General features: G+C 42.4%; 16 protein-coding genes and 1 riboswitch. Of the genes, 7 read left to right on the top strand and 9 right to left on the bottom strand.

Translation table 11 applies throughout. The features are described from left to right. From BROSI_RS01060 to BROSI_RS01070, 3 genes are all read right to left on the bottom strand, one after another. Entirely contained in the window at positions 1–996 is a 996-nt protein-coding gene (locus BROSI_RS01060; protein ID WP_157842300.1) for a cytochrome c3 family protein, read from the bottom strand. A 213-nt stretch (positions 997–1,209) separates the two neighbouring features. Beyond that, positions 1,210–2,364 carry a cytochrome c3 family protein gene (locus BROSI_RS01065; RefSeq protein ID WP_052561545.1) on the bottom strand — a complete coding sequence of 385 codons (1,155 nt, stop codon included), beginning with the start codon at positions 2,362–2,364 and terminating at the stop codon, positions 1,210–1,212. 47 nt (positions 2,365–2,411) lie between these two features. Continuing rightward, positions 2,412–2,987: a cytochrome b N-terminal domain-containing protein gene (locus BROSI_RS01070; protein WP_052561547.1), complete on the bottom strand. Its 576-nt coding sequence runs from the start codon at positions 2,985–2,987 to the stop codon at positions 2,412–2,414. A gap of 337 nt (positions 2,988–3,324) precedes the next feature. Here BROSI_RS01070 and BROSI_RS01075 point away from each other — a divergent pair, with 337 nt between their 5' ends. Next, positions 3,325–4,176, top strand: a complete 852-nt coding sequence (locus tag BROSI_RS01075) for a cation diffusion facilitator family transporter (protein ID WP_052561549.1) — start codon at positions 3,325–3,327, stop codon at positions 4,174–4,176. Between the two features lie 229 nt (positions 4,177–4,405). Here the strand turns inward: BROSI_RS01075 and BROSI_RS01080 are convergent, their stop codons facing one another. After that, the gene (locus BROSI_RS01080) at positions 4,406–4,690 is read right to left on the bottom strand and encodes a hypothetical protein (protein ID WP_052561551.1); all 285 of its coding nucleotides are present in this window, start codon (positions 4,688–4,690) and stop codon (positions 4,406–4,408) included. A 73-nt stretch (positions 4,691–4,763) separates the two neighbouring features. Between BROSI_RS01080 and BROSI_RS01085 the strand changes: the two genes are divergently transcribed. Beyond that, on the top strand, positions 4,764–5,726 hold the full coding sequence (locus tag BROSI_RS01085; protein WP_157842301.1) for a class I SAM-dependent rRNA methyltransferase: 963 nt from the start codon (positions 4,764–4,766) through the stop codon (positions 5,724–5,726). Between the two features lie 4 nt (positions 5,727–5,730). Here BROSI_RS01085 and BROSI_RS01090 read toward each other — a convergent pair whose 3' ends face one another. Together BROSI_RS01090 and BROSI_RS01095 are read right to left on the bottom strand one after the other, a co-directional pair. Further along, on the bottom strand, positions 5,731–6,045 hold the full coding sequence (locus BROSI_RS01090) for a PDGLE domain-containing protein (protein WP_052561556.1): 315 nt from the start codon (positions 6,043–6,045) through the stop codon (positions 5,731–5,733). 26 nt (positions 6,046–6,071) lie between these two features. Continuing rightward, positions 6,072–6,707, bottom strand: coding sequence for an energy-coupling factor ABC transporter permease (locus BROSI_RS01095; RefSeq protein WP_052561559.1), 636 nt, complete (start codon positions 6,705–6,707; stop codon positions 6,072–6,074). Positions 6,708–7,208: 501 nt separating this feature from the next. On the opposite strand from BROSI_RS01095, the gene BROSI_RS01100 reads away from it, so the two are divergent. Beyond that, positions 7,209–7,433 (top strand): DUF2905 domain-containing protein, encoded by a 225-nt coding sequence (locus tag BROSI_RS01100; protein WP_052561561.1) that lies wholly within the window; start codon positions 7,209–7,211, stop codon positions 7,431–7,433. A 208-nt stretch (positions 7,434–7,641) separates the two neighbouring features. Here BROSI_RS01100 and BROSI_RS01105 read toward each other — a convergent pair whose 3' ends face one another. The 3 genes from BROSI_RS01105 to BROSI_RS01115 form a co-directional block, all read right to left on the bottom strand. Then, on the bottom strand, positions 7,642–7,977 hold the full coding sequence (locus BROSI_RS01105) for a hypothetical protein (RefSeq protein ID WP_157842302.1): 336 nt from the start codon (positions 7,975–7,977) through the stop codon (positions 7,642–7,644). Further along, the gene (locus BROSI_RS01110) at positions 7,925–8,671 is read right to left on the bottom strand and encodes a hypothetical protein (RefSeq protein WP_157842303.1); all 747 of its coding nucleotides are present in this window, start codon (positions 8,669–8,671) and stop codon (positions 7,925–7,927) included. Before BROSI_RS01110 ends, BROSI_RS01105 begins: the two co-directional genes overlap by 53 nt. Before the next feature lie 149 nt (positions 8,672–8,820). Beyond that, a riboswitch (cyclic di-GMP riboswitch) is annotated at positions 8,821–8,926 on the bottom strand. Between the two features lie 286 nt (positions 8,927–9,212). Continuing rightward, a complete protein-coding gene (locus BROSI_RS01115) occupies positions 9,213–10,106 on the bottom strand; it encodes a UbiA-like polyprenyltransferase (RefSeq protein ID WP_230400613.1) in 894 nt (297 codons plus the stop codon). A gap of 611 nt (positions 10,107–10,717) precedes the next feature. Between BROSI_RS01115 and BROSI_RS01120 the strand changes: the two genes are divergently transcribed. The 4 genes from BROSI_RS01120 (at position 10,718) to purB (ending at position 14,896) form a co-directional block, all read left to right on the top strand. Further along, positions 10,718–11,122: a response regulator gene (locus BROSI_RS01120; protein WP_052561569.1), complete on the top strand. Its 405-nt coding sequence runs from the start codon at positions 10,718–10,720 to the stop codon at positions 11,120–11,122. A gap of 188 nt (positions 11,123–11,310) precedes the next feature. Next, the gene (groES, locus tag BROSI_RS01125) at positions 11,311–11,598 is read left to right on the top strand and encodes a co-chaperone GroES (protein ID WP_052561572.1); all 288 of its coding nucleotides are present in this window, start codon (positions 11,311–11,313) and stop codon (positions 11,596–11,598) included. Between the two features lie 17 nt (positions 11,599–11,615). Further along, positions 11,616–13,235 carry a chaperonin GroEL gene (groL, locus tag BROSI_RS01130; protein ID WP_052561574.1) on the top strand — a complete coding sequence of 540 codons (1,620 nt, stop codon included), beginning with the start codon at positions 11,616–11,618 and terminating at the stop codon, positions 13,233–13,235. A gap of 206 nt (positions 13,236–13,441) precedes the next feature. After that, positions 13,442–14,896, top strand: a complete 1,455-nt coding sequence (gene purB, locus BROSI_RS01135) for an adenylosuccinate lyase (RefSeq protein WP_052561576.1) — start codon at positions 13,442–13,444, stop codon at positions 14,894–14,896. Positions 14,897–15,015 lie beyond the last annotated feature (119 nt).

A 15,015-nucleotide genomic window follows, 5' to 3' on the forward strand; every position in this document is an offset into this window, starting at 1 on the left:
TCAATGGCATTGTTCATTTTCCATAGATTTTAAGAGTATTTGTGATAACAGGATATTGTGAATACCGTACGACCGAATAAATTGCAAAAGGTTGTGCCTGTTTGAAATATCGAGTGGTAAAACCCTCTTTTTTTGAGATTTATTTCTTCGTTCTCCTTCTTCTTCGGGCGAAAGAGGAGAAACGAAAGAATCACTAAACAGATATTTAGCTACGGTATTTATCTGCTCTGCCAAAATGATGGCACCGGAAGACTGAGTTTGATTATGGCCTACCGCATTAAGAATATTCCTCTCGTTTTCGCAGTATTGTTTGATTTCGCCATCCAGTATCTCTTTCCATAAATCACATAATGCTCCATAACCGGTACTATGGCATTCTATGCAGGACTCACGCACGGGTTTAAATGTGGAGCCGTCCAATTCCAGCTTGTGGCAATCGCTACAGGAAACATCCTTTGACATCCAATCGGGTACATTAGTGAGCATGTCCTGAATACAGCCCTCCATATAGTCTTTTATCCCTGCATGACATTTCAAACATTCTGCGTTGCGCACCGCTTTATGATGACAGGTTACACAATCTTTATCCTGTATAATCAGATTGCCATGTGGTTTCATATCGGCAATGTAGTTTTCGTGGCACAAATTACATTCCATTCCCTGTTTCGGTGAATGTACCCTATGCCGGAAAAATTCCGCATCGTACATTGTTTGATATGTCGCGTAATTCACATGACATCTGTCAATGCAGGAGCCGGTGGGATACTGAGTATGAGGTTGCTGTATCCCGTTAACCAATAAAAGACTCGCCTTTTTTGTGGGTTTTCTTATCTTACCTTCATCGCCTTCCTGCAAAACAGGGGAGGCTGTGGAAGGCAATAGGGATGTTTCGTGTTGTGGTATGACGTTATCACCGTTCCCCCATGCTAATTGTTGCGTGAGAATGAAACTTATAAAAAAGAAATATCCTAAATGCATCGTAATTCCATATTTCATAAAGCAGCAAAGCCACATCCCACCCCCCTATCGAGGAAGGATGTATAAGACTTACGAAAAAGAAAGATTTTATATAGTAATACTATAATTCCTCGTTAAGAGACAACCTCTCAGAATTTTGCCTTGTTATTCGCTTCAACTGTTCAATGCTGCGCCCCAGGAGATCCTTAACGTATTTTATATTATGGGCGCCTAAACTACCGTCTTTTCTGATTAAGGTATAATTTGCTTCCGCCTCTTGAATAATGCGATCTGTGTTAATGTTTTGATATTTTTTACTTTTATTAACAAGGTATTCAATAATTGCAGGTTAAATGATACAAAACGCCTCTGTTCAGATAATATTTTATCAAATCCCCTGCCATGGCAGTTGTTACATACCTGAGATTTCACATTTGTAAATAATTTGTCTTTATGGCATGCGGAACAATTTAAAGTGGCAAGATACATAGGGTCTGGTTCACCTTCTACCCCGGCGCCACCCTTTCCCATCATCAACAAATTTTGTACTTCGGCGCAAGTATCCACCGATTGTGAATGATACTCACCCCCATCAACCGGATTATTTACCTTAAGCCAACCGTGAATAATAGGATCATGGCACGACGTACAGGCCGTTTTATAAGCACCAATATGGATGCGATGCATGTCGGATGCATTATGAAAATTATCACCTACTTTTCCGTGACATTGACGACAACTCTCTTTATCTACCTTTCCATTGCCCTGGACAATTTTAAAATGACAGTCAGTGCAACTCACTTTTTCGTTCCCTTCATATGCATCGTGCCTAAACGTCTTCTCATATATCTTCAGGGTTTTTTTAATATGGGTGTGACACAGGGCACAATCGGAGATAGGTTTTTTACCCTGTGTATCGGGATATTTCAGCGTACTGGTAAAATGGCACACATTGCATGTCTTTGTATCCAGTTCAAAATGTCTCTCTCTGCCGAGGTTCGCGTGGCAAGAAGTACATTTCAGCCGAAATGTATCAGAAAACTCTCTTGTATGTGTCTTGTGTTCAAAAGGTGTAATCTTTCTATATTGAAGAGACTTAGCTGACAATTTGCTCAAAGGATGACATGATTCTGCTGTACAATACTCATCATTTATTTCTACCCCCATCGCTATGGCGTCCTTATTTTCATGATGATGACACTCACCGCAGGCAATGTCCTTCAATGATGATTTTTTACAACTAATATTTAACGAAGTATTGCTGTGGCAGTTGATACAAAATTGCCTTTGTTTCGGACTTGTTACCGTAGTGAACATGACGACAAGGACAATCCCTATCGCCACTGCTGAAGATATTGCAAGTTTGATAGTATGTTTTTTATTTAATCTTCTTACTTCATCAAACATGGTGTTTAAGTGCCAAGGGTATCCGAATTACTAAGACAATCGTGCTATTATAGTTGTTCACAAATCCCTGTTGTTCTCACCATAAAGAAATGCATGCCCATAAATAAACCCATAATCAGCGGTATACCTGCTACATGCGTGGCATATAGGTATGTTAGCATGGTTGAGTGCTTGTTTATGTTCCCCACCGACAGCAAAGTCCCTGTGAAATAAATGAATACGGTCAATATAAGTAGGCATGCGCCTGATACCCAGTGCAACTCTCGCGGGTGCCGGTAAATCCCTTTAAAGAGAATACGGAGCATGTGACTGAACACCATTCCAAGCATAATATTAGGTCCAACTGCATGTATGCGCTGGATAAGCCATCCATAAGGAACACTATGCATTATATTTTGCATACTGGCCAATGCGTCTCTTTCACTGGGAATAAAATGAAACACAAGAAATATTCCCGTAACTGCCTGTACTATAAACGCGAACAGTGACAACCCCCCCATGCATCCAAACCAGCTCAACCCTTTGGGAATCAACTTTCTGGTAATATTGGTTTCTATGAGTTCTTTCACTATGCTCGTATTTTCCGCCTCGATACTCACGGCTTCAGTTTTTTTATTGCTCATTTTTTCATTCCCGAATGTTCGAAGTTCATGGACTGACATTCATAATCTGCAACCGTTTAAATACGGTTGTCAAAATCTCTACGAGTCAACTCGTTAAATTGACTGCAAATAGTGATAACGAAATTATCCACCCCCCGTATCGTTAATAGCAACATAAATGCCGAATTTATCATCTTCTTATTAATAACAGGAAAAAGTCAAGCCAGGAGAAGCTTGGAAGAAGAAAATATTTTTCCTGGAAAAGTATTTGGTTGTATTTCCTTTCGGAATCTTGTAAATATTACAAAATCGCTTTGTAAGACTTACATAGAATGGGTTAAAAGTGACGACGGGTATCATGAAAAACAGAGGTCGCCAGGCAACGATTGTCCTGATCATTTGCAATATCTTTTTGTTTGTTATCAAGACTACTGCCGGCATAATGTCGAACAGCCTTGCCATTATTTCAGATGCCGTTAACTCCCTTACCGATATTATTGCCTCAGTAATCATATTCTTTGCCGTAAAAACTTCTTCCAAACAGGCAGATGAGGGACATCCTTTCGGTCACCATCGGGCAGAGCCGATAGCAGGTTTGATTGTGGCCATCTTTGCGGGTATCTTAGGATTTGAAATCCTGCACACCTCTGTGCTCAAGCTGATGGAGACACATGTGCATAAAACCGGTATTCCTGCGATTGTAACGCTCATGATATCCATAGGCATGAAGCTGATCATGTCCACCTACTTTAAAAAGGTAAGTCGTTCAATTAATAGCCCCGCATTGCTGGCAAGCTCTATCGACAGCAGAAACGATGTATATATATCCACGACCGCCCTTGTGGGGGTTATCTTTGGACTTTATGGATACCCGCAAATGGATGATATTGCGGCAATCCTCATCAGTTTCTGGATTATCTATTCAGGGTACAAGATCGGTGTGCAAAACATCGATTACCTTATGGGCAGACAACCAGAATCCAGTATCATGGAAGAAATTAAAAAGAAGGCAGGCGCTGTTGCCGGTGTCATGGGAATTCATGACGTCCGTGCGCATTATGTGGGCAATTACATTCATGTTGAAATTCATATAACTTTAGACCAGTCCTTAACAATGACACAAGCACACGACATTGGGAAAAATGTCCAACGGGCAGTAGAGTCTGTCGAAAGCATCCATAAGGCATTTGTGCATATAGATCCGATATAAAGAGTACACAATGTGATGTAATTCCGAGCGGAACCAAGGGTCTGATTTGAATGTATAGGAATTTCAAACAAAAATCCTCCCCCTTAATCCCCGTGCTGAAGGGGACAAACAACTGTCTCCCCGCTGGCGGGGTGAATGGGGTGGACTGCTATTGCGAAAATAGATATTTTCAGTTGCCGAAAGCCTAATTAAATCACCCTTTGGGATGAGAAAGGAGGGTGTCTCATCTCTAGGGATGAGACACCGTGTCGGATGTAACGCCATTTCGGAGTCTTTGTGTTGTTTGAATATATTTTCTGCCGATAGTTGCGGCATTGTCATAATCAAACCTTTGAAAACAATGCTGACATTCAATGTAGTTATCGTTTTGTCTCAGGCTGGGGAGAATATTGCTTTCCTCGGTCCTGATGCCCTGCTCAGGGGATTGTTTAATAACCTGAAAGTTACTTGTAAAAAGTTTAAATTCCTTATTGTTACCGCAACCGGGACATACAAAAAATGTTTTTGTTCTCATGCATTCAACCTCCTGAAGAGTTACAACAATCAATCAAAAATTTACGAACTAATAAACAGGATAATAAATTATTTTGTTCCAAATAAAAATGCTGCCCTATAACTCAATTATTCATAAAGCATGGTCATTAAGAAGAAAATATATAAATCACACCACGACAAATGCATATAGGTTGGTAAATTCTTATGGAGATACCCTGCCTGAGGTAACTATAGATATCTATGGTAAAAATATCCTGGTGCAATATTTTCAACCATACGAAGAGCGCGCAAAAAATGGTATTTATCATGCCCTCAAAGAAACAACAACACCGGAAAATATTACAGCAAAGATACGATTAAAGGGCGAAGATATTAAAACATATTCTGTTTACGGTACGGAAATTCCTAAGGATTTTTTGGCGCTGGAAAACGGGATAAAATTTGATATATCATTTCATGAGGGTGGTGGAACCGGGCTGTTTTTAGATCAGCGGGATAATAGAAGAAAGGTACAATCCCTGGCTAAAGGCAAGGAGGTATTAAATTGCTTTTGCTATACCTCCTCCTTTTCGGTCTACGCAAGTCTTGGAGGCGCTGCAAGGACAGTCAATGTAGACTTGTCCAGGAAAGCAATAGAATGGAGCAAAAAGAATTTCATTCTGAATCAAATCGACGTTAACAACCATGAGTTTATTATGGGGGATGTCTGGGATTGGATCAGAAGATTTCAAAAAAAGGGGCGGACATTTGATATGATTATTATCGATCCCCCGAGTTTTTCCACTGGCAAAACAACGATATTTGCTGTAGAAAAAGATTTTCCGAAATTAATTGGACAGGGACTCGGTCTTCTTCGTGAGGATGGAATCCTGGTCTTTTCCACAAACATAGCCAAAATGAACTTCTCAAAATTTTTCCAGTTATTCCAGAAGGTAAAGAACTTTACCTCAAAGTCGTACAAGCTTGTCGGTGTTTCATCGCAAGGTTTAGACTTTCCCATCGATGGAATACATCTCCCGGAGCCCTATCTAAAGTTTGTCATGCTTACCTGCTGAAGACCTACAGATTTTTGCGCCGTTTTTTCAGTATGTATCCAACAAAAACCGTTACTCCGAATACAATAAATACCCCGATAATGCCGGCATACTGTCTGTTGAATCTCTGTTTTGCGGCTGGCATTGTGTAATCAGGCATAGGAGCCTTCAGTATGGGCTTGAAATCATCTTTTTTTAAAAATCCCATGGTCTCTTCCGACACTTTTTCAAGCCCATCGGGCATCTCCGAAACAAACGGAATAATAAGGAATATCAGTCCGACGATGAAGGATAAACCAAAGATGAGAAACAACACGATATTTTTTTTGGATAGATTCATAAAAACTTGCAGTTCTCCTTTATATGCTATAATTTTGGCAATTGCAATAGATCCGGTCTTACCTTCGAAAGCAGGTTTAACGCAGCAACGGTAATAAGTCCTTCTCCAATACCAATCATGGCATGAATACCTGCCATGGCCGGCGCAACGATCTTCAGAGGCATCGTGCCGGAAATGCTTACTTCAATGGCACAGCAGACTGCCGACAGGACAAGAGAGCACCATGCCGCCGTAAAACCGCCGATAAAAATACCTTTTTTGCCCTGAACAAAAAACTGAACAATGCCATGGATGTAGTATCCGAAAAATCCCCCCACAATGCCCATATTGAATATATTCGCCCCCAAAGCAGTGAGCCCCCCGTCCTGAAAGACGAGACACTGGGTGGTAAGCACCGTAGTCATGATAAGTACAGATGCCCATGGACCAAGCAGAATGGCGGTCAGGGTAGCGCCCATGAAATGACCGCTCGTCCCGCCGCCTACGGGAAAGTTGAACATTTGAGCTGCAAAGACAAAGGCCGCCATGACACCCAATAAGGGGATGTGTTTCTCCGAAATTCTCTGATTTGCCTTCCGGACAGCGATACCAATAAATAAACAAGAAATACCGCCCATCCCAATCCACGTCTTCGTGTCCAGAAATCCGTCAGGGATATGCATTCAATCGTCTTTCCTAAGACTCAACTTATCCTATAATTTGTTTCTGAATGTATATAGCAAAATGGAACAATAGTTACACCTAAATTCTGCAAATGATTTTCGCATAGCGAAAATCATTTGCAGAATTTAGATACTGTAAAACGGATTCTACTGCGGATTAGATTTGCATGCAAGGAATATGTTTGTTTAAATTATTGGTGGAGATAATTAAGCCGATTTTTGGGTGGCATGGACCTCATCGTGAGCGTTCAGTCGAACGATAAACTCAGTTTGTCCGTGCTTGACTTGATATAAGGAATTTCAAACAAATATTTCCTCCCCCTGTCCCTCTCTAGAAGGGGATAAAGGGGAGGTTTTCCCTCACGGAGGGGGACAACCAATTGTCCCCCGCTGGCGGGGATGAAGGGGGTTGACACCTCTCATGAAATTTCGTATTTATCAGTCGCTGAAGACCGAATTTAATATCCTATTGAGAAAGTTAAGAAACTGGAGGTACGCGTTATGGGTGAATTGAGCACATTCGGCAAGATTTTCATAGGCCTGGGCATTATTATGATTATCGTAGGTGGGCTGTTTGTAATCGGGGGTAAGATCCCCTTTATAGGCAGACTTCCTGGCGACATTGCCATCCAAAAGAAAAACTTTAGTTTCTACTTTCCCATCACCACCTGCATCATCATCAGTATCATCTTTTCCCTGATCATGTGGTTATTGAGCAGAAGATAAAACAGACGAGGAGTTAGAATTCAGACTGCAAAAAGGAGAATAAATACATACAGTTAAATTGGTCCTTCATTTTTTGGAATTTCCGGCTATATAAACCTTTCCATAAGCTTTCCCCTCCCCTGGTATTGATGTATCAGGGGAGGGGGTTGAACTTTAACCAAACCTCTCTGCATGTTTTGGCCTTTGTAATTGGACACTGCATCAGTTCTCATGGAGTATAGTGTCCACCGGTGCTGAGATTATTATTAGAGCCATCAGTCCTAGTACCCCCACACACAATCATCTGCGTGCCCGTCCACACCGCAGTGTGCCAGTATCGGGCAGTGGGGGCTGCCCCCGTAGGCATTGCAGACCAGGTGTTGAGCGCATAGGGTAGGGGGGGCTCCTGCTGCAATTTCAGGAAACGACAGGTAAATGCCTCACCTTCCACCTCAGGGGCAAACCGCTCACCCATCCGTACCCACCACTCATCAAACCCTTTCTTTTTCCACTCAACAACGGCTACCTTTACTCGATCTGACCCTTTCCTCAATACCTCCATCACATAAAACCTCTCCCCATACTCCTGTAATGCGCTTACACGACGCAACGGTATATCCTGTTCCTCCCCTCCAAAAAGCCTCAGCCAACTTTCCAATCGCCTCCTGCCACTCATCCTCTGACAGTTCCAGGACGTCTCCACTCCTGTTCTCCGTTGCCTCTTCTCCTAGATTTGTCCCTTTCCTCCATTCCACCTCACGGCATTCCCCTCCCATCCCCTTCATGTCCTCTATTCGTGTATTAAGCCTTTCCATTAACAAGGGTCTTGCCAGACACTCTGCTATCAACTGTAGATCATTACCTAGCGCCGACCATAGTTCACGTAATATCTCAGGGTTCCGGGTTGTCTCTGCCATTCGCTCCATTTCCGCCTGGAGCTGATACCCATCGACCGGCTGCTTCCAGATAACCTCCAGAGCCTTTGACATCCTCAGCGTCTCCTCCACCTTCTTTCTCAGTTCATCTTCAAATATAACCTCGCTCAGTGGTGGTTTCGGGGAGGTATTTTCCTCAGGCCATATCGTATGTTTCCAGTAGACCTCTTCTATTGACCTCTGGCATGTCACCCTCGCCTCAAAGCTCAATCCCAATGAGTCTGCCTTTACCCATCCGGACCATCCGGCTAAACATAAAACACTTAAAAGTCCTATTTTCCACCACCTGCATACTGCGACTTCCATCCATAAACGATTCATCATTTTCTCCTCTTTTTGTTATCCACAAAAATGACTTCTTTCTTGTCTACATTATCATAAATCTTACCTGATACGAAAATTGATTTCCGTATTCACCTCCCGTACTCAAAAAAAAGCCTTACTGCAAAAGACGATCTTTGGAAAAAAACGTCTTCGGCAGTAAGGCTATCTTTCTATTTTCCTGCGTTTGCAGGAAAATAGTTTAAAGACCCTTTACTTTGCGCCCCCCTGATCACTCAGGGTTTACCTTTGTCGTAACAATTTAGTAGGAGCAAAACAAACGCCAGAATATAAACACAGAAGTGGACTTTAAATTAATTATTCCATAAAACAATGTTTATTAATAACTTATAACTATAACATGACAGGTATAAATAGCAATCGATTTATCCAAAGAAAATGAAAAAAGTGTGTTGTGACACAGAAGTGTGACGTCACACAAGTGTGCCATGACACATTGATATGATATGCCATTTCCGACGTACCAGACTATTGTTTTTAACTTCCTCGTACCATTTTTACCCCCCCTTCCCTAAATCCAAACTTATCTCACAAAGATATCTAGTAAGGTTATGCCCATCAGGCCGACACTGATAATTCCATTCACGGTAAAAAAGGCTGTATTGATTTTTGATAGATCTTTTGGCCTGACGAGGGAATGTTCATAAATAAGCAAAGCGGCAACGATACATACCCCGATCGTATACAGAATACCTAAATCTGTGTATCGGGATACTGCCAGCAGCACCCCTACCATGAAAAGATGTAATACGGCAGAAAGTATTAGCGCCCCCTTAATGCCTAATTTCTTCGGAAGGGAATATAATCCCGATTTTATGTCATGTTCCACGTCCTGACAGGCATAAATAATATCGAATCCCGCCGTCCACAATACAACGGCAAGACTCAGCAGGAAAGGGGGAGCCGCCAGCGTTCCCTGAATCCCTACCCATGCGCCAAGGGGTGACAGCCCTAATGCAATGCCCAGCACAAAATGAGACAAATGGGTAAACCGCTTTGTGTACGAATACCCGAAGACGACAAGGATGGCCAGCGGAGACATATAAAAGGCCAGCCGATTGAGTAACCATGCACAAATAATGAAAAGAATGACGCACAAGAAGGTGAATATCCATACGTACTTTCTTCCGATTTTCTTCTGCAGTTCGACACGATATGCGGTACGTGGATTGTGAATGTCGTATGAGGTGTCAACCAGCCGGTTGAACGACATGGCGGCGCTCCTTGCTGCTATCAGCGCCGCAAGGATGAGCAGTAATTGTTTCAGTCCTGGCATGCCGCCTGCCGCTAGAAATGCGCTCATCACGGCAAAGGGAAAGGAAAATATGGTATGACTGAATTTGATTAAATCGAATATCGAAGTAATCTTTTTCAGCAGATACGAAAACCCCATTTTGACTTTGTGTGTTTCACTCATAATGCGCTTATCGTAACTTTTAGGGGACGATTACATTTAACACTTTTGGCGGCTTTTTTATAATAAGATAAATCCCACCCCCCTGAATCGTTCGACTGGGCTCACGGGGTAGTCCCCTGCCGGGACGGGACTTTTCTAGTATCCTCTCGAAAGGAGATGTATAAGGGCGTTGCAGAAAGTTAATGCTTCAAGCCCAGCACGGACAAACTCCGTTTGCCCGCGCCCGGTATAGATTATCAAATTGGAGATTATAGGAACAAACGATGTATTAATCAAGGACGTAGTCGGGATGTAATTATGCCTTATGGCCGGCGTATCTGTCAGAGTGGCAGCAATAAGAATTTATTTACCTCAAAAGTGTCATAATGACAACGATAAAATCGTGTTGCCAAGGAAAAAAAAATTTGTACAATTAAAATTAAGTCAAAAATTAAGTGAGTCATAACTAATTACTCTATAAATTAATAGAGATTTTTTGTATTGAACGCAATCATCTGATTACCCGAGTGAAAACAGGATGTACATCTTTTGAAAATGTGAGAAGATTTTGTTGGTATATTATTTGCTCTGTCAGAGTTTATGTTTTCTCAAAATTGAGTGAGGATTCAATTATGATGGCATTGTTAGATCCACGCGCGGGGCATTATTCAGTTCTTATAACGGATGACGATGAATCATGCCGTGATAGTATAAAAGACGTATTTAAACCGAAGGGTTACACAACATATCTTGCCAGTTGTGGACGAGAGGCGGTTAAGATAGCCAAGACGGAAGAGGTACATCTTCTCATTTTGGATGTACACCTTCCTGATTATAGCGGACTTGAAACATTTAAGATTATAAAAAAGGAGATTAGTCTTGCCATTCCTTGCATTTTTATGTCGGGCGAAATAACAAAGGAGCTTCAAATTGATCTTATAAGCGAGGATGTGTATACCCTGATACCAAAACCGATTAACATCAATATATTACGGGATTCCGTAGAGCAGGTTATTGCGAAATACTATTGGAAATAATTCATCAGGTCCGCATTTATTCGAGGGTAAAGGCTAAAAGAAAAGTTGTCATTGCCAAGAGGAACGGCGAAGCAATCACAGTCTTGAGATTGCTTCGCGGAGTTTATACTGAGCAAAGCGGATGTCCTCTCAATGACGGATTCATGTCAGCGTATTTAGGACGTTTAAAGAAAGGAGTGATTTGAGATATGAATGTAAGGCCATTAGGTGAGAAGATATTAATAAAGAGGGTTGAAGCGGAAGGAAAGACTGCGGGCGGTATTTTATTACCCGATACGGCAAAAGAAAAACCGAGGGAAGGTAAGATTGTTGCCCTTGGAGACGGGAGATTATTAAAGAGCGGGGAGCGGGCAAAGTTTCAGGTTGCGAAGGGTGACCGGGTACTATTCAGTTCTTACGGTGGCACCGAAGTGAAGATTGATGGCGAAGAATATCTGCTGATGTCTGAAGATGATATTTTGGCTGTAATTGACTAATATTTCAGGAGGTAGTGATGGCTGCAAAAAAGATTATCTATGGGTATGACGCCAGTGAGTCTATAAAAAAGGGCATCAAGAAGCTGGCTCAAGCCGTTAAGGTTACGTTAGGACCGAAAGGCCGCAATGTCGTCATTGAAAAGGGTTTTGGTTCCCCGGCTATAGTCAACGACGGTGTTACCGTTGCAAAGGAAATTGAACTGGAAGACCCGTATGAAGATATGGGAGCTAAAATGGTCAAAGAGGCTGCCTCCAAAACAAACGATATGGTAGGCGATGGCACCTCTACGGCAACGCTTTTAGCGGAAGCTATTTTTGAGGAAGGCCTCAAAAATATTACGGCAGGCGCAAATCCTGTAGATATTAAGCACGGGATAGAAAAGGCCGTGGATGCCCTGATAAAAGAATTAACCAGGATGAGCATTAAAATATCAGGCAAAAAAGAGATTGCGCAAATTGCCACAATCGCCGGTAACAATGATGAAGAGATTGGCAACCAAATAGCAGATGCCATGGAAAAGGTCGGCAAAGACGGTGTTATAACGGTGGAAGAGGGGAAAAGTCTGAAAACCTCTGTTGATGTCGTGGAAGGAATGCAATTCGATAAGGGGTATTTGTCTCCCTATTTTGTAACCTCACCCGAAACCATGGAGGCAATATTTGAGAACCCCTATATCCTGATACACGAAAAGAAATTGTCTGCCATTAAAGACCTTGTTCCATTATTGGAAAAGATTGCCAAATCAGGCAGGGCGTTAATTGTCATTGCGGAAGATGCAGAAGGGGAAGTGCTCAGTACCCTCGTAGTCAACAAACTCCGGGGAACCCTGCAATGTGTTGCAGTTAAGGCGCCGGGGTTTGGTGACAGAAGGAAGGCGATATTGGGTGATATTGCCGCTTTGACAGGAGCCAAAGCCCTGTTTGAAGATTTAGGCATACAACTTTCCAGCGTACAACTCAGCGATCTCGGCAGAGCAAAGAAGGTGGTTATTGACAAGGATACAACAACAATCATTGAGGGGGCTGGTGATAAAAATGAAATTCAAGGAAGGATTTCTCAGATCAAGGCAGAGATTGATACAACTACCTCTGATTATGATCGTGAAAAATTGCAGGAACGGCTTGCAAAACTCTCTGGTGGAATTGCGCAGATTAATGTCGGAGCTGCCACAGAGGCAGAAATGAAGGAAAAGAAATACCGCGTTGAGGACGCAGTTCAGGCCACCAGGGCGGCAGTTGAAGAAGGTATCTTGCCGGGAGGCGGAGTTGCCCTGATAAGGGCGTCGAAGGTATTGGACGCCATATCGGTCAAAGGCGATGAAAAAATTGGCGTAAATATTGTCAGAACGGCTGTAGAAAGGCCAATCCAGCTGATCGCCGAGAATGCCGGACTGGAAGGCGCTGTTATCCTGCAAAAGGTAAAGGAAGGCACCGGCAATTATGGCTACGACGCTTTTGGGGAAAGATATACCGACATGGTCAAATCTGGTATCGTTGATGCCGCAAAGGTTGTAAAAGTAGCGTTACAAAATGGCGCAAGCATTGCCACCCTGCTCTTAACGACCAATGCTGTCATTGGTGAAATACCAGAGGAGAAAGAAGAGGCAGGGGCTGCTCCGTGCGGACATAGGCATTGATTTTCATGCGGATACGGGTTTCTCAGGTAAATGCAGATAATATTTTATCGTTATAAATTTTCATAGCCTGTTATCTGTGCCTGAGAACAGAAATTTCTATAAAAAGGCGTTGCACTTAAACGGTCAACGCCTTTTTTATTTTAGATTGATTTTCATACGTTTATGATTAAAATACGGACAAATTACTAAAGGATTCTTTTTAAATTATGCCTTCAATCAATCATTACAACAAATATCAATCGCCACTTTCTGAACGATATGCCAGTAAAGAGATGTGCTTTATCTTTTCTGATCAACATAAATTTAGCACTTGGCGGAAACTCTGGATTGCGCTTGCTGAGGCGCAGCAAGAACTTGGGTTACGAACTATTACCAGCGACCAGATTGATGAAATGCGACGCTTTCAGGACACGATCAACTTTGATACTGCAAAAGTGTATGAGAGGAAACTCAGACACGATGTTATGTCACATATCCACGCCTATGGCGAACAGTGTCCGAAGGCAAGGCCAATTATCCATCTCGGAGCGACCAGCGCTTACGTGCAGGATAATACCGACCTCATACAGATGAAGGAAGGATTACATATGGTACTTGCAAAGCTGGTAAACATTGTAAGCGTCCTTTCAAATCAAGCTGTCAAATACAAAGACCTTGCAACCTTGAGTTTTACTCATTTCCAGCCGGCCCAGCCAACAACGTTAGGAAAACGTATTTGTTTATGGACACAGGATTACATTTTCGATATCGAAGAAATAGAAACGAAGATCAGGGGTTTACGGTTTCATGGGGTAAAGGGCACCACGGGTACACAAGCCAGCTTTCTGTCGCTCTTTCATAATGATGCTGAAAAGGTTAAAAGACTGGACGAACTCGTCACAAAGAAAATGGGATTTGATAGTTATTATCCTGTAACAGGACAAACGTACAGCCGGAAAATTGACAGCCAGATAGCTTTTGGCTTAACAGGTATAGCACAATCTTCCCATAAGTTTTCGAATGATATGAGATTACTTCAGCATCTGAAAGAGGTAGAAGAGCCATTTGGGGAAGAGCAGATTGGTTCATCGGCCATGGCTTATAAGAGGAACCCTATGCGTTGTGAACGGATTGCCGCCCTTGCACGTTACGTGCTTTGCAACTGTTTAAATCCGGCATTTACTGCTGCATCACAGTGGTTTGAAAGGACGCTGGATGATTCTGCCAACAAAAGAATTTCTGTTCCTGAGGCATTTCTTGCTATTGATGGCATATTGAATATTGTGTTGAACGTTGCATCCGGATTCAGCGTCTACCCCGCCGTTATCAACCGCCATCTTGCGGATGAATTGCCTTTTATGGTAACGGAAAATATCCTCATGGAGGCTGTAAATGCAGGCGGGGACCGCCAGGAACTGCACGAAAGGATCCGCAAGCATGCAATGGAGGCCACCCGCAGGATAAAAGAAGCGGGAGATAAAAACGACCTTTTGGAACGAGTCGCACAGGACCCTTCATTTTCTCGGATTAAATCGAAGTTGAAAGAAATATCCGATCCGATTAAACTCATTGGCAGGGCGCCGCAGCAGGTGGAAGAATTTATAAATGAGATTGCAGACCCTCTTCTCAAACGGAATAATCATCTTCTGAATAAAAAATTAATACCGGCATTGCACGTATAATTGATTTGTTCCTTTTTATCCTGGGTGTATTTGTGACTTAGGGTAAAGGAAAATAGCCAAAGTCATAATTTACCATGGAAGTATTGCCTCCCATGCATGGTTAAATCTTTCGGGTCATT

The sequence above is a fragment of the Candidatus Brocadia sinica JPN1 genome, assembly GCF_000949635.1.
Classification (GTDB): Bacteria; Planctomycetota; Brocadiia; order Brocadiales; family Brocadiaceae; genus Brocadia; species Brocadia sinica.

Bases quoted from the DNA above. Each gene is read 5' to 3' on its own strand.
- BROSI_RS01110 (WP_157842303.1), bottom strand. From the start codon at position 8,671: ATGATGAATCGTTTATGGATGGAAGTCGCAGTATGCAGGTGGTGGAAA.
- BROSI_RS01090 (WP_052561556.1), bottom strand. From the start codon at position 6,045: ATGAATCTATCCAAAAAAAATATCGTGTTGTTTCTCATCTTTGGTTTA.
- BROSI_RS01070 (WP_052561547.1), bottom strand. From the start codon at position 2,987: ATGAGCAATAAAAAAACTGAAGCCGTGAGTATCGAGGCGGAAAATACG.
- BROSI_RS01080 (WP_052561551.1), bottom strand. From the start codon at position 4,690: ATGAGAACAAAAACATTTTTTGTATGTCCCGGTTGCGGTAACAATAAG.
- BROSI_RS01115 (WP_230400613.1), bottom strand. From the start codon at position 10,106: ATGAGTGAAACACACAAAGTCAAAATGGGGTTTTCGTATCTGCTGAAA.
- BROSI_RS01100 (WP_052561561.1), top strand. From the start codon at position 7,209: ATGGGTGAATTGAGCACATTCGGCAAGATTTTCATAGGCCTGGGCATT.
- groES (WP_052561572.1), top strand. From the start codon at position 11,311: ATGAATGTAAGGCCATTAGGTGAGAAGATATTAATAAAGAGGGTTGAA.
- BROSI_RS01075 (WP_052561549.1), top strand. From the start codon at position 3,325: ATGAAAAACAGAGGTCGCCAGGCAACGATTGTCCTGATCATTTGCAAT.
- BROSI_RS01120 (WP_052561569.1), top strand. From the start codon at position 10,718: ATGATGGCATTGTTAGATCCACGCGCGGGGCATTATTCAGTTCTTATA.
- BROSI_RS01065 (WP_052561545.1), bottom strand. From the start codon at position 2,364: ATGTTTGATGAAGTAAGAAGATTAAATAAAAAACATACTATCAAACTT.
- BROSI_RS01060 (WP_157842300.1), bottom strand. From the start codon at position 996: ATGAAATATGGAATTACGATGCATTTAGGATATTTCTTTTTTATAAGT.
- groL (WP_052561574.1), top strand. From the start codon at position 11,616: ATGGCTGCAAAAAAGATTATCTATGGGTATGACGCCAGTGAGTCTATA.
- purB (WP_052561576.1), top strand. From the start codon at position 13,442: ATGCCTTCAATCAATCATTACAACAAATATCAATCGCCACTTTCTGAA.
- BROSI_RS01095 (WP_052561559.1), bottom strand. From the start codon at position 6,707: ATGCATATCCCTGACGGATTTCTGGACACGAAGACGTGGATTGGGATG.